The sequence below is a fragment of the Flavobacterium sp. genome (genome assembly GCF_043720215.1).
Taxonomy (GTDB): domain Bacteria; phylum Bacteroidota; class Bacteroidia; order Flavobacteriales; family Flavobacteriaceae; genus Flavobacterium.
On record NZ_JAYSSZ010000095.1, the window covers coordinates 1 to 13642 of the forward strand.

At 32.4% G+C, this 13642-nt stretch carries 13 protein-coding genes; 5 read left to right on the forward strand and 8 right to left on the reverse strand.

What is annotated here, in order from left to right; translation table 11 throughout:
• Positions 1–133: 133 nt before the first annotated feature.
• The 5 genes from ACHZC3_RS04555 to ACHZC3_RS04575 all read right to left on the reverse strand — a co-directional run bounded on the left by ACHZC3_RS04555 (position 134) and on the right by ACHZC3_RS04575 (position 4373).
• Positions 134–1312, reverse strand: a complete 1179-nt coding sequence (locus tag ACHZC3_RS04555; protein WP_394758698.1) for an acyl-CoA dehydrogenase family protein — start codon at positions 1310–1312, stop codon at positions 134–136.
• A gap of 112 nt (positions 1313–1424) precedes the next feature.
• Positions 1425–1994, reverse strand: coding sequence for a guanylate kinase (gene gmk / locus ACHZC3_RS04560; protein ID WP_394758710.1), 570 nt, complete (start codon positions 1992–1994; stop codon positions 1425–1427).
• Positions 1995–2056: 62 nt separating this feature from the next.
• Positions 2057–2917, reverse strand: coding sequence for a YicC/YloC family endoribonuclease (locus ACHZC3_RS04565; protein ID WP_394758699.1), 861 nt, complete (start codon positions 2915–2917; stop codon positions 2057–2059).
• A gap of 228 nt (positions 2918–3145) precedes the next feature.
• On the reverse strand, positions 3146–4024 hold the full coding sequence (locus ACHZC3_RS04570) for a DMT family transporter (protein ID WP_394758700.1): 879 nt from the start codon (positions 4022–4024) through the stop codon (positions 3146–3148).
• A complete protein-coding gene (locus tag ACHZC3_RS04575) occupies positions 4017–4373 on the reverse strand; it encodes an arsenate reductase family protein (protein ID WP_394758701.1) in 357 nt (118 codons plus the stop codon). Before ACHZC3_RS04575 ends, ACHZC3_RS04570 begins: the two co-directional genes overlap by 8 nt.
• A gap of 122 nt (positions 4374–4495) precedes the next feature.
• Here ACHZC3_RS04575 and ACHZC3_RS04580 point away from each other — a divergent pair, with 122 nt between their 5' ends.
• The 3 genes from ACHZC3_RS04580 to ACHZC3_RS04590 all read left to right on the forward strand — a co-directional run bounded on the left by ACHZC3_RS04580 (position 4496) and on the right by ACHZC3_RS04590 (position 6733).
• The gene (locus tag ACHZC3_RS04580; RefSeq protein WP_394758702.1) at positions 4496–4933 is read left to right on the forward strand and encodes an acyl-CoA thioesterase; all 438 of its coding nucleotides are present in this window, start codon (positions 4496–4498) and stop codon (positions 4931–4933) included.
• 9 nt (positions 4934–4942) lie between these two features.
• A complete protein-coding gene (locus ACHZC3_RS04585; protein WP_394758703.1) occupies positions 4943–5398 on the forward strand; it encodes a DinB family protein in 456 nt (151 codons plus the stop codon).
• Positions 5399–5584: 186 nt separating this feature from the next.
• Positions 5585–6733, forward strand: coding sequence for a cystathionine gamma-synthase (locus tag ACHZC3_RS04590; protein WP_394758704.1), 1149 nt, complete (start codon positions 5585–5587; stop codon positions 6731–6733).
• 214 nt (positions 6734–6947) lie between these two features.
• Here ACHZC3_RS04590 and ACHZC3_RS04595 read toward each other — a convergent pair whose 3' ends face one another.
• The 3 genes from ACHZC3_RS04595 to ACHZC3_RS04605 form a co-directional block, all read right to left on the reverse strand.
• On the reverse strand, positions 6948–7295 hold the full coding sequence (locus ACHZC3_RS04595; protein ID WP_394758705.1) for a toxin-antitoxin system YwqK family antitoxin: 348 nt from the start codon (positions 7293–7295) through the stop codon (positions 6948–6950).
• A 279-nt stretch (positions 7296–7574) separates the two neighbouring features.
• A complete protein-coding gene (locus ACHZC3_RS04600; protein WP_394758706.1) occupies positions 7575–8744 on the reverse strand; it encodes a hypothetical protein in 1170 nt (389 codons plus the stop codon).
• Between the two features lie 172 nt (positions 8745–8916).
• Entirely contained in the window at positions 8917–11691 is a 2775-nt protein-coding gene (locus ACHZC3_RS04605) for a carboxypeptidase-like regulatory domain-containing protein (protein ID WP_394758707.1), read from the reverse strand.
• A gap of 178 nt (positions 11692–11869) precedes the next feature.
• Here ACHZC3_RS04605 and ACHZC3_RS04610 point away from each other — a divergent pair, with 178 nt between their 5' ends.
• Together ACHZC3_RS04610 and ACHZC3_RS04615 are read left to right on the forward strand one after the other, a co-directional pair.
• The gene (locus ACHZC3_RS04610) at positions 11870–12556 is read left to right on the forward strand and encodes a response regulator transcription factor (protein WP_394758708.1); all 687 of its coding nucleotides are present in this window, start codon (positions 11870–11872) and stop codon (positions 12554–12556) included.
• Positions 12557–13627, forward strand: coding sequence for a sensor histidine kinase (locus tag ACHZC3_RS04615; RefSeq protein ID WP_394758709.1), 1071 nt, complete (start codon positions 12557–12559; stop codon positions 13625–13627).
• Positions 13628–13642 lie beyond the last annotated feature (15 nt).

Sequence of the window (13642 nt, forward strand, 5' to 3'; positions counted from 1 at the left end):
GTAAGTCAAATTTAAACAAAATGAGTCCGATACAATATCGAACTCATTATTATCAAAATTAATTATAAATTTGTCCAAACTTTTGGGTTCAGTCTAAAGCGTGGGTTTTATTGTTATTTAAAGAAAAATTATTTTATTTAAAAGCAGGAATTCCTGTAATATCCATTCCTGTAATCAATAAGTGAATATCGTGAGTTCCTTCGTAAGTGATAACACTTTCTAAATTCATCATGTGACGCATGATAGAATATTCTCCAGTGATTCCCATTCCTCCAAGGATTTGACGTGCTTCACGAGCAATATGTATTGCCATATCCACATTATTTCTTTTTGCCATCGAGATTTGAGCAGTTGTCGCTCTTCCTTCATTTCTTAAAACTCCTAAACGCCATGTTAGTAATTGCGCTTTAGTAATTTCGGTAATCATTTCGGCTAATTTCTTTTGTTGTAATTGCGTTCCTGCAATAGGTTTGTCAAACTGAATACGCTCTTTTGCATAACGCAAAGCCGTATCATAACAATCCATAGCAGCACCAATAGCTCCCCAAGCAATACCATAACGAGCTGAGTCAAGACAACCAAGTGGCGCACCCAATCCTGATTTGTTTGGTAATAAATTTGTTTTAGGAACTTTTACATTGTCAAAAATTAATTCTCCAGTTGCAGATGCTCTTAATGACCATTTATTGTGAGTTTCTGGAGTTGAAAAACCCTCCATGCCTCTTTCTACAAGCAGTCCGTGAATTCTTCCGGTTTCGTCTTTTGCCCAAACTACTGCGACATCAGCAAACGGAGCATTCGATATCCACATTTTTGCACCATTCAATAAATAATGGTCACCCATGTCTTTAAAGTTAGTAATCATACTTCCTGGATCAGAACCGTAATTTGGTTCGGTCAAACCAAAACAACCAATGAATTCTCCAGTAGCTAATTTTGGTAAAAAACGCATTCTTTGCTCTTCGTTTCCGTATTTCCAAATTGGATACATCACTAATGAAGATTGTACTGATGAGGTAGAACGAACGCCAGAATCTCCACGCTCAATTTCTTGCATGATTAATCCGTAAGAAATTTGGTCTAATCCAGCACCGCCATATTCTACAGGAATATAAGGACCGAAACCACCGATTTCGCCCAAACCTTTTACAATTTGTTTAGGAAATTCAGCACGTTGTGCGTAATCTTCAATAATTGGAGATACTTCTTTCTTAACCCATGCACGTGCAGCATCACGGACTAATTTATGTTCGTCAGACAATAAGTCGTCTAATAAGTAATAATCAGGAGATTGGAATAAATCTGGTTTCATTTTAAATGTTTTTTAAATCGATGCAAATTTACATAAAGATATGTAACAAATCAACGAACAAATGTTATAATTTTTTTAATTGAAAATAAAGAATAGTCTAATCTTTAGGGGATTATTTTAAAAAATCTTTTACCAATAGATAAGCTTCTTCTTTAGCTACCTCTAAATCATAATTTTTGATAATTTTATCAAATTGTGGAGCAGTAGCTAATTCGACTGATGCTTTAGCAATACGCATGTGTATCTTATCTTCACTTTCTGTAGAGCGTTGTTTTAAACGTCTTTTAAGTTCATCAATACTTGGTGGTTTTACAAAAACGGCCAATGTTTCTTGAGGGAATTTTGATTTAATTCGCAATCCACCAGAAACATCAATATCAAAAATTACATTTTTCCCTTTAGCCCAAATGCGTTCTACTTCACTTCGAAGCGTTCCGTAATAATTATCGGTATACACTTCTTCCCATTCTACAAATTCTTCCGCTTTAATGTGTTGTTTGAATTTTTCCCAAGAGATAAAATAGTAATCTTTACCGTTTACTTCTTCGCCTCTTGGTTCGCGGGTTGCACAGGAAATAGAGAATTCTAAATTCAAATCTTCTTGTGCTAATAAATGTCTAACTATTGTTGTTTTTCCTGAGCCTGAAGGCGCTGAGAACACGAGTAACTTTCCTTTCATAATCTTATTTTTAGCCACGAATTCACGAATTTTTTTATTCAATTCGTGATTCATTGGCAAAATTTTTACAACACATTCAAAACCTGTTCTTTAATTTTTTCCAACTCATCTTTCATCATCACAACTAGTTTTTGCATACCTGCATGGTTGGATTTAGATCCTAATGTGTTTATTTCTCGTCCCATTTCTTGGGTAATGAATCCTAATTTTCTACCATTCGCTTCACTCCCAGTAATAGTTTCTAAAAAATAATCCAAGTGGTTGTTTAGGCGAACTCGTTCTTCAGTCACATCTAGTTTTTCGAGATAATATATGAGTTCTTGCTCAAATCTATTTTCATCGACATTTACTTTTAGTTCTGTAATGGCGGTTTGCAATTTGTCTTTAATGTTCTGAATTCTCTCAGGGTCTAATGCAATAGCTTCACTTAAATACTGACGAATATTTGCTATTCGTAACGAAAATTCTTTCTCTAACGATAATCCTTCTGCTTGACGAAAATTCTGAATATTATTTAACGCTTCAATGATTACTTTCTGAATTTCTGCCCATTCGTTTTCGTCTATTTCGTCACGTTCTGTTTTTAATGCATCTGGCATTCTAACCGCCATTTTCATAAGTTCGGTTTCATCAGCATCAGCTAAAATAGCGCGCATTTGGCTTATGTATGCTTTAACGATTGGCGCATTTACTTTGGTCGATGTTTCCTCGCCAGTCACTTCGATAAACAATGAAAAATCGATTTTTCCTCGTTCTAATTGTTGTGCGATTTGGTTGCGTAAACCCAATTCCATCTCACGGTAAACGGATGGCATTCTTGTGTTTAAATCTAAACCTTTACTATTTAAAGATTTTACTTCAACTGTTATTTTTTTGGTTGGTAATTGCAAAGAAGCTTTCCCGAAACCAGTCATGGATTGTATCATATATTTTTATAAAGGTGTAAATATAAGAAAAAGGCTTTTGAAATGCGAATTTGAAATTTTTACCACAGATTATAGATTTTTATATAGAATCAAACAATGCCATTTAGTATTTGAATTTGAATAAAAAACACGCAGTTTGTCATTCTGACGAAGGAAGAATCTCATAACGATTGTGTCTGATGAGATTCTTCCTTCGTCAGAATGACAATATTATACATAAATATTGGGCTATTTTTTCTGCGTAACTAAATAAACGCCCGAAAATATCAATACTGCAGACCCGATTTTTATCACATTCAATTCGTCTTTTCCTAATCCAATAGCAAAAATAGTTGCAAATAAAGGTTGTAAATAAATGAAAACAGCTACTGTTGTAGGTTTGAGTTCTTTCATAGAAAGTAAATTCAATAAATAGGTTAAAAATGTCGAAAACAAAACGACAAAACCTATTTTCCAAAAAATAGCGATAGGAACAACTGTCCAATTTACAGCTTGAAATTCAGTATATCCGAACGGTAGAACCATTAGAAATCCAAATAAATAAATCCATTTCACAAACGAAAAGGCGTTGTATTTGTCCATTAGTTTCTTAACTATAATAAGATAAAATCCGTAGGAAACAGCGTTGATAAAAACCAATAGATTCCCCAAACCTGCTTTTGGCGCATTAGTCATCGATTTTCCATACAAAATAAGAAATAAAGTTCCTGCTAATCCTAAGATAATGCCTAGAATTTTTCTGGTTTTCATTCTTTCTTTTATCAAAATGGCTGATAAAATAAGGACAATCATAGGCGTTGTAACCATAATTACGGCTCCCATAATAGGCGAGGTGTAACTTAAACCTTTAAAAAAAGTAAGCATATTGAGTGCTACACCAAAAAAAGCAGCGGCAATGATTCTAGGAAAATCAGCTTTCTCGATTTTTTCTGTTTTAATAAACAAAGAAATAAACCAAAAAAGTAAGGTTGTGCCACCAACACGGAGTAAAATAAATCCAAAAGCATCTATATATTTTGGCATCACATCTTTAGCAATGGTAAAAGTCACACCGTATATTATAGAAACGATTGTGGCGCCAATAAGGGCGAGATTTCTTTTAGACACTTGTCATAGCTTTTGTTAACTTCAGAATGTTGGGTTGTGTGTTTCCAATGTAAATTTCATTATTAAGAATGACAACTGGGCGACTCAAAAAAGTGTAATGCTCTAAAAGATATTTTTTATAATCAGCTTCGGTTAGATTTTTATTTTTCAAATCCATCGATTTATATAGTTGCGCTTTCTTACTAAAAAGTGCTTCGTAACTTCCTGAAAGTTGGTGCATTTCTTCAAGATCTGCTTCCGAAATGGGATTCTGACGAATATCAATGTAGGTTAATTTATTCGCATTAGGCAAAGCTTTTATAATTTTTCTACAAGTGTCGCAAGAAGCGAGGTAATATATTTTGTCCATTATTAATATTTTATCAATTTCATTTGCAAAAATACGATTTTCGTTAAAATAGATTGGATTTAAATGCAATGGAAGTGCAGATATTAATTTTTCTAAGTATTTTTGAATAAATTCTATAAGTAATGAGTGTTTTTACAAAAGAAATTTCCATTCGTTGGTCAGATTTAGACCCGAATTTTCATATGCGTCATAGCGTATTTTATGATTTTGGCGCCCAGCACCGTATTGAGATTCTGGAGCAACAGGGTGTAACGATGAAAATAATGCAACAACAACATTTTGGACCAATAATCTTTCGAGAAGAATGTGTATTCCGAAAAGAAATTCGTTTGGGTGATACAATTTTAATCAGTACCAAAGTTGGAAAGCTAAAAGAGGATGCTTCCCGTTGGACCATCATTCACGAGTTTAGGAATGGTGAAGGAGCAATTTGTGCAACCTTAACTATTGACGGAGCTTGGATGGACACTCATTTGAGAAAACTGGCGCAACCAACACCGCCAATTGTTCAACAAGTCATGAATGCATTTCCAAAAACCGAAGATTTTATAATTTTATAAATAAAACCAATGCAAGCAACTTTTGAAATTAACAAAACCAGTAGAAACCTATTATTGCAATTTCTCGAAAATCATTCATTAGAAAATTTAAATAAAATCCCTGAAGGTTTTAGCAACAACTTAATCTGGAACATTGGTCATATTGTTGTTGTACAGCAAATGTTAGTGTATAAATTATCAGGTTTACCTATGATGATTTCGGACGAAATGGTCGAAAAATATAAAAAAGGAACTAAGCCAGAACATAACATCTCTCAGGAGGAAGTAAATGAAATTAAAAAATTGCTTTTTTCTACTTTAGAACAAGCGAAAGAAGATTTTGCAAACGATATTTTCGATAATTATATGGAATTTACTACTGGTGTTGGATTTACGGTAAAAAGTGCAAAATCTGCTATGGAATTCAATAATTACCACGAAGGATTGCATACAGGAATTATGATGCAGATTAAGAAATTTATTTAAGAAATTTAAAAATCTAATTTATTGATTTATAACACAAAAGTTGTTATTTGTTCTTTTTTACGTGTGAAAAATATTATTCCTTATTTTTCTTTTGTGGTGATTTTTTTCAAACGGTTTATAAAAATCGTTAAACTTCATAATTTTCCTAAGAATTAAAAGTAAATTTGTACTTTAAAAATAATCAAAATGAAATTCAATACAAAAGTTATACACGGTGGTCAGCACCACGACCCAAGCACAGGAGCAGTAATGCCGCCAGTTTATCAAACATCAACCTTTGTGCAAACGAGCCCTGGGCAACCATTAAATCCTGATTATGAGTATTCTCGTGCTGCAAATCCAACACGATCTGCATTAGAAAATGCTTTAGCAAGTATCGAAAACGGAACACGTGGATTGGCTTTTTCTTCTGGATTAGCCGCAACCGATTGTGTTTTGCGTTCGTTTAAAGCGGGTGACGAAATCATTGCTATGGACGATTTATATGGTGGAACGTACAGAATGTTTACACGTATTTATGCAAATTCAGGAATCAAATTTCATTTTGTAGATATGAATGATTTGGCAAAATTCGAATCATTAATCAACGAAAACACGAAGTTAGTTTGGGTAGAAACACCAACCAATCCATTAATGAAAATTGCTGATATTACTGAAATAGCAAAAATCACAAAAAAGCATAAAATACTTTTTGCAGTCGATAACACTTTTGCGACACCTTATTTGCAAAAACCGTTAGATTTAGGAGCAGATATCGTGATGCATTCGGCAACAAAATATTTAGGAGGACATTCTGATGTTATTGCAGGAGCATTAATCGTAAAAGATGAAGAATTGGGAAGTCAATTGCATTTTCAGCAGTTCGCAACAGGAGCAACATTGGGACCAATGGATAGTTTTTTAGTACTTAGAGGAATAAAAACATTATCTCTTCGCGTGCAACGTCATTGCGAAAATGGAGCAAAAATTGCTGAATTTTTGTTGAACCATCCAAAAGTTGAAAAAGTTTATTATCCAGGATTGCCTTCACATCCGTATCACGATGTTGCAAAAAAGCAAATGATAGGTGGTTTTGGTGGTATGGTTACTTTTACATTCAAATCAGGTAAAAAAGAAGATGCTATTTCGTTTTTAGAAAAAGTAAAAGTCTTTACATTGGCAGAATCTCTTGGTGGTGTCGAATCATTGGCAAATCATCCAGCGCTTATGACACACGCTTCAATACCAGAAGATAAAAGAAAAGAAATAGGAATTACGGACGATTTAGTAAGACTAAGCGTTGGAGTAGAAGATGCTGACGATTTAATTGAAGATTTAAAACAAGCATTGTTGTAAAACATTTTTAGATTGTAACATTGTTTTGAGACTTTTCAATTTGATTGCTTGTCAGGTTGAGCGAAGTCGAAACCCAATCCTTCGACTTCGCTCAGGAAGACATTAAAAATAAACACTATAGATTATAAAATGCCGAGATTGAAAGATTTCGGTATTTTTTTGCATAAAAAAACCCTTTCGGTTAGAAAGGGTAGATTTGGAATTTATTTTTGAGTTAGTTTCTTTGAACTACAGTTTCTGTTGACCATTTTTTTACTTCAGCAACACGGCTATCAGAATAATCAACTTCATTTAGAGAGTTTTTATCCCAAAAAAACCATTTTCCAGTTTTCTCTCCATTTGTATATTCTCCTAGAGATAATTTGTTTCCAGCTTCATTATAAGAAATCCATTTTCCTTCTACTTTTCCATCTTTATAAAAACCAACTTGCTTAACTTGACCATTGTCATGAAAATAAGTTGCTTTTACTAAGTTGCCTTCAATTTCATATTTTGGTTCAATTCCTTGAGCAAAAACAACACCTGAGAATAGGATTACTGTCAATAATATATACTTTTTCATAGCTTTGGGGTTTTAATGTTAAACAATTATATATCAAATGTATAAATATATTTACAATAAAAAAACTTTTGCTTAACAATTTAGTAACATTGAATGAAAATTTAACATTGGGATTGTTTTCTTTCTTAATAAAAAACGTCAAAAGGCTTATGGAAGCTGACTTTTTTTAAATTTAATGAGAAAATAAAAAAACCATCAAAAAGCTAATTTTGATGGTTTTAGTATAATAAGAGAGAATCTTAACCTATATAAAATCTCTCTTCTGGAAATATTTGTTTTTTATTGAATCAAACTCACACCATTTACAACAGTCCAAGCTCCAGTAATAATGGTAGCTCCAATAGATGTTGTGCTAGTTGTGTAGTTTGCTGGAGCAAATGATGGACTAACTGTACCTGCTCCTGCGAATTGAGAAGTACCGTCGTTAATTTTTACATTAAGTAATTTAATTTTCCCACCAGTAACTTGGTCAGTGTTTGTAGTAGCATCTTGAATACGTACTGCAGTAGCTCCAGAAGTTGTGTATCCTGAAATTAAGATGTTACTATATTCTCCGTTTCCTTGTTTTTTGAATTGAATTGCATCATATTCAGCTGCTGATGTACCACCTTCAGTAACTGTTCCAGCAGCTCTTTTTAGAGTAATGTTTGAAACTACTGGCCAAAATGCATTATTAACTGATTTTGCTTCGATTTCCATTCCGAAATTTCCTGTTCCTACTTGGTAAGCGTACCAGTTTGTACTGTTTTGTCCTTTCCAGCCATCTTGCCAGTCGAAAGAATCATCAGAATTTCCGTAAGAAATAGAACTTTTTAGACTTACTGTTCCTCCGTAAAATTCGTAACCATCATCTGCTCCTTTATAAGAAACTAGGTTTTCTAAAATAGTACCAGAACCTACAGAATAGAATGAGAAACCATTCATTTCGCTTGTTCCGTCAGTAATTTTTTTACCAGCATATTCTACACGAACATATCTTAAAGTTCCCCCATTGTGTGTGTCATTTGTTCCGCCATAAGGCAATGCCAATCCGTCTTCAGAAGTTGCAGTTGTAACTCCAGCTGCTCCTACAATTGGTGCATTTCCGTACATGATTATTCCTCCCCAAGAACCTGGTGTGCTTGAAACCTCTGTACAAACAATAGGTTCTGCAGCAGTACCGTTCATGATTAATTTACCACCGTTTAGCACTACTAAAGCATCTACACCACTTGTAACATCAGCAGTTATTGTAGATCCAGCATCGAAAGTTAGTGTTACACCACTTTGTATTTTTACAATACCCTTTAGTGTATAACTTCCTTTTATAAATGTTTTGCTTGTAGTTTGGTCTCCTGTTATTTCACCACTTCCTGCTGGAGTTATTGGAGCTACAGTTTCGTCATCACTTGATGTGCACCCTGTAAATATTAGGCTTAAAAAAGCTAAACTAAATACTAATTTTTTCATTGTTGTGTTGTTTTTATTTATGTTGTACAAATTTACACACAACCTCTTTAATTTATGTTATGAGAGTATTATAGTATGGTTATTATAAAAAAAAGCAATTGTAAATAGAATGTTAATAAAACATCAAAAGCGCTCATTTTGAGCGCTTTTGATGTTTTAAATTTTTTTATTTTTAAAAAGTGTATCCAATATTTAAAGAAAACCCAGTCCCTTTTTTGTATTGTTTTACGACTAAATCCGATTCAGTGATATTTACTTTGCTTTCGTTTCCTAGTTCTCTTTTAAAGTAAGGATTTAAAATATTATCTACCGAGAATTTTGCTTCAATGTTTTTAGATAATTTACTTGACCATACAAAATCTAATTTGCTAAATGGTTTTTCGTAAACATGATCTAATCCTGTTGTGCCTACGGAATATATTTTATCTCCTGATATTCCGTATACCACAGAAATTGTATTTTTCATATCTTCATTAAATTGGAAATCGTATTTTAAATCAGAATTAACTAACCAATTTGAAGCTCCTTGTAAAGGTCTTTCTAGACTGTTTTCTATTTCATTTTTAACCAAATCAACTTTTACATTTGTTTTCATTAAAGAAGTATTGAAGCCCCATGAAAAGTTGTTTAAAACAGAACTTATTCTGTTTAATTGTAGTAAAACTTCTAATTCTACTCCAAAAAGTGTAGCTTCTTTAGAATTTTGATACGTTATTAATGCGCCACCACTTGCAGGTAGTTGAATACGCTCGATAGGATTTGTTATGTGTTTTCCAAATGCTCCTAAAACAATCATTTCTTTCGAATTAGGGAATAATTCATATTTTAAATCAAAATTTAAATTGTCACTGTTTTCTAAGTATGGATTTCCAATTTCTATTGTCCCGTCAGGATTTATATAAGTAATGTTTGAAACTTCAATACTTATGGGTTTTGTTATTGTTTTTGAGCCAGCAAAACGAATATTATTTTTTTCGTTAAGCGCGTATTTAATATTTAGAGATGGTAGAATATATAATTTTTCATTGGTTAGTTTTTTGTATTTGTCTGTAAACGAATCTCCAATTCCTCTATACTTTGTTTCTCTAATTGAATTTTCAACTCTTGCACCACCATTTACTTCCCATTTTTCAGCAAAATTCAAAAAAACATTGGCATAACCAGCATTTACATTTTGATATAGTTTTGATTTGTAGTCTGCCGTAGATTCTTCTGTAAATCTCAATAAACCAGAGTTTACTTCTGACGTAACGATATCATTAAGATCATTAATATTCGCTACAAATGAAGTCGGAATTAATGGTTTTCCGGATACGAATCTATAAGATGAAATTTCTTCACTACTAAATCCGTTATAACCAATAGAAACTTTGTTTGATTTTCCATTTGCTTTTTCTTTAAATTTCAGATTGTATTCAAACATGCCTGAAAAATACCTGTCGCCTGATACATCAAGAAATTGGCGATTTAAAGTGTTTCCGCCATACTGCATATTAATATCGGTATCATTTATTTTTTCACCAATAATAAATTTACGATCAGGCTGCTCGTAGGATGTTTTTACATAAGAAAAACCTCCTTTTGCACTATGTTTTCCGTCTTCGGTAATGTTATAATTGGCTAAAACCTGATTGTTCCAATACTTAGATTCTTCAAATTGGTTTGTTCTAATTAAAATATTGGGATTTGTTGTTAAATTATTCGTATAACCTAATTGATCTTCAATCACACTAGAAGTAGAACGTAATAAAAATGAGTTTAATGCCATGCCAAATCTTTTCGATTTGTATCTCAATCCAACTAATCCTGAAAAACTAGTTGAATAATCATATTTTTTAGTATTGAAATTATTATTATAATCACCCTGTCCTTGATTAAATGTTCTGTCTACTCCCTCTCTAATTTGGTATTTGTTATCACCGTTGAATGAAAAGATATAATTTAAACTTCTTTCCTTATTCAAGTTAAATTTTTCTGCATGCAAAAAGCTCAAACTGCTGTTTATAGGACTTGTTGTTTTATCTGTATTCCAAGAGTTTTGTTTTGCAGATTCTTCGTATTGCGATGGTGATAGTTTTACACCAGATGGAACTCCACCAAAAGCGGAAGATAATTTTCTGTCTTTTCCTACAAATCCTAAAAATCCTTGAGTCGTATTTGCATCTTCAGAAATAAGAAAATCTTCATTGTTATTTCCTGTTGTGTAGCCAAAACCAGTAGTTAATTTTGTAATACTGCTTCTTGGTTGTGCCGTTTCAATATTGATGGTTGCTCCGGCAAAATCACCTGAAATATTAGGATTAAAAGTTTTGTAAACATTCAGAACACCAACAATATCTGTAGGGAACAAATCTAACGGAATTATTTTTTTGAAAGGGCTGTTAGATGGAGCTTGCAAATCATTAATTAACAAATTGTTATATCTTTCTTCTAATCCACGAACAAAAAGGCCACGAGATTCTACTTTGCTAATTCCTGTAATTTTTGTCAAACCAGCTTCAACAGTGCTAATTCCTTTTCGTGACATTTCTTGCGCACCAATGCTTTGTTTTATTTCGACAGCTTTCTTTTGGTCTAATAACAAGGCTGTTTCTTTTTCACGACTTATATTAGCTTTTACAACCACATCTTCCATGGTTACGCTTCCAGAACCGATAGTTTCATTAATTATCTTTTTTTCGTCAGTATTTATGGTAAACGCTACTTCTTTAGATTCGTAACCCAAAAAACTAAAAACAATGGTATAATTTCCTTCAGGAAGATCAATAGCATATTTTCCGTTCATATCAGTTGTTGCACCATAAGATGTACCTTTTATTGTTACATTTGCAAATGGTAGTGCTTCGCCTTTCAAATCTTTATCAGAAACAACTCCAGAAACGGTAGCTTTTTGTCCAAAAGAAAGTAAACTGAGGAATAAGAATAAAATGGATAATTTGAATTTCATTTTAGTTGTGTTTAATTTTGTGCAAAGAAAACATCATAATGTAAAGTCTGTGTTATAAAGAAGTTACCATTTGGTTTTTATAATGTTACCATAATGTTACTAGATTAAATTTTGGGTATAGATAATATTTACTTTAAAATATAATTACATTTACATCACAAAAAAACATTTTGGCTTTATGAAAAAGAAAGACATTAAGATACTGTTAGTAGATGATGAGGCTGACATTTTAGAAATTGTCGGGTATAATTTATCACAAGAAGGATATCAAATTTTTACTGCAGAAAACGGTAAAGAGGCTGTTGAAAAAGCAAAAAAACACAATCCACACTTAATCATTATGGATGTCATGATGCCAGAAATGGACGGAATGGAAGCTTGTGAAATCATCAGAAAAACGCCAGAATTGAGCCATACTTTAATTACTTTTCTTACCGCTAGAAGCGAGGATTATTCGCAAGTTGCAGGGTTTGATGTTGGCGCCGATGATTATATAACCAAACCTATTAAACCCAAATTATTGGTTAGTAAAGTAAAAGCATTGCTGCGAAGATTAAAAGAGGAAGAAAGTCAGGATAGTGAAACACTAAATGTAGGCGGAATCGAGATAAATAGAGAAGAATATAAAATTATTAAAGATGGTATAGAGATAATTTTGCCTCGAAAAGAGTTTGAATTATTTTATTTACTAGCCTCAAAACCAGGAAAAGTATTTAAAAGAGAAGAAATTTTAGATAAAGTTTGGGGAACCGAAGTTGTAGTTGGAGGAAGAACAATAGATGTTCATATTAGAAAATTGAGAGAAAAAATAGGCGATGAATATTTTAAAACTACAAAAGGAATTGGTTATAAATTTGAAATATAAATGAATCTTAATTTTAAAAAGACATATAAATTTGCAGTAATATCAGCACTATACATAACACTTTTTGCAACAGTAGTTGTTTGCTTATTGTGTTATTTTTTTATTAAATCTGAAATAGATAATCTAATTTGGATTGCTTCCATTTTTGCTATTTCCATTTTTACTTCCTCCTTGTTTTTAATGCAATATCGAACGGAAAAATTTATTTACCAAAGAGTTAAAAAATTGTACGACGAAATTTCCTTTTTAGATTCAAATGCAATAATAAATCAACCGGTAAATTCCGATTTATCTCAAATAACTACTCAGGTTAAAAAATTTGCTACAGCTAAAAAACGTGAAATAGAAACATTAAATGACAGAGAAGAATTTCGCAGAGAATTTCTTGGAAATGTTTCTCATGAGTTAAAAACGCCATTATTTACTGTGCAAGGTTATATTTCTACTTTGTTAGATGGCGCTATGAAAGATAAAAATATTCGTAAAAAATATCTGGAAAGAGCCGAAAAAGGTGTAGAGCGATTAATTTATATTGTAGAAGATTTAGATACAATTGCAAAACTAGAAATGGGCGAAAAAAAGCTAGATATAGTCTCTTTTGATATTATAAGTTTAATTCAAAACACGATGGATTTGTTAGAAATGAAGGCCAATAAAAAAGACATTACACTTACTTTCGATTCTAAATATTACAAACCAATTAAAGTCATAGGGAATTACGACAAAATTCAGCAAGTGCTAACCAATCTTATAGAAAACTCTATAAAATACGGAAAAGAAAGAGGTTCAACCGAAATTGGCGTCGAAGATTTTGGAAACAATAAAGTGGTTGTTAAAATCTCCGATGATGGAGAAGGAATAGAAAAACAAAATATTCCTCGTTTGTTCGAGCGTTTTTATCGGGTGGATAAGAGCGGCGCAAGATCTGAAGGAGGCTCAGGACTTGGTTTAGCTATTGTAAAACATATTATCGAAGCTCACAACGAAAAAGTTTATGTAAAGAGCGAGTTTGGTAAAGGTTCCGAATTTTCTTTTAGTCTTGAAAAATCTGAAACAACTTCGTCCAATTAATAGTTGTTTTAAAAT

What these genes read in the sequence shown, in the direction of transcription:
- ACHZC3_RS04605 (WP_394758707.1), bottom strand. Translation starts at nt 11,691, where the DNA reads ATGAAATTCAAATTATCCATTTTATTCTTATTCCTCAGTTTACTTTCT.
- ACHZC3_RS04555 (WP_394758698.1), bottom strand. Translation starts at nt 1,312, where the DNA reads ATGAAACCAGATTTATTCCAATCTCCTGATTATTACTTATTAGACGAC.
- ACHZC3_RS04565 (WP_394758699.1), bottom strand. Translation starts at nt 2,917, where the DNA reads ATGATACAATCCATGACTGGTTTCGGGAAAGCTTCTTTGCAATTACCA.
- ACHZC3_RS04615 (WP_394758709.1), top strand. Translation starts at nt 12,557, where the DNA reads ATGAATCTTAATTTTAAAAAGACATATAAATTTGCAGTAATATCAGCA.
- ACHZC3_RS04600 (WP_394758706.1), bottom strand. Translation starts at nt 8,744, where the DNA reads ATGAAAAAATTAGTATTTAGTTTAGCTTTTTTAAGCCTAATATTTACA.
- ACHZC3_RS04610 (WP_394758708.1), top strand. Translation starts at nt 11,870, where the DNA reads ATGAAAAAGAAAGACATTAAGATACTGTTAGTAGATGATGAGGCTGAC.
- ACHZC3_RS04580 (WP_394758702.1), top strand. Translation starts at nt 4,496, where the DNA reads ATGAGTGTTTTTACAAAAGAAATTTCCATTCGTTGGTCAGATTTAGAC.
- ACHZC3_RS04585 (WP_394758703.1), top strand. Translation starts at nt 4,943, where the DNA reads ATGCAAGCAACTTTTGAAATTAACAAAACCAGTAGAAACCTATTATTG.
- ACHZC3_RS04595 (WP_394758705.1), bottom strand. Translation starts at nt 7,295, where the DNA reads ATGAAAAAGTATATATTATTGACAGTAATCCTATTCTCAGGTGTTGTT.
- ACHZC3_RS04575 (WP_394758701.1), bottom strand. Translation starts at nt 4,373, where the DNA reads ATGGACAAAATATATTACCTCGCTTCTTGCGACACTTGTAGAAAAATT.
- ACHZC3_RS04590 (WP_394758704.1), top strand. Translation starts at nt 5,585, where the DNA reads ATGAAATTCAATACAAAAGTTATACACGGTGGTCAGCACCACGACCCA.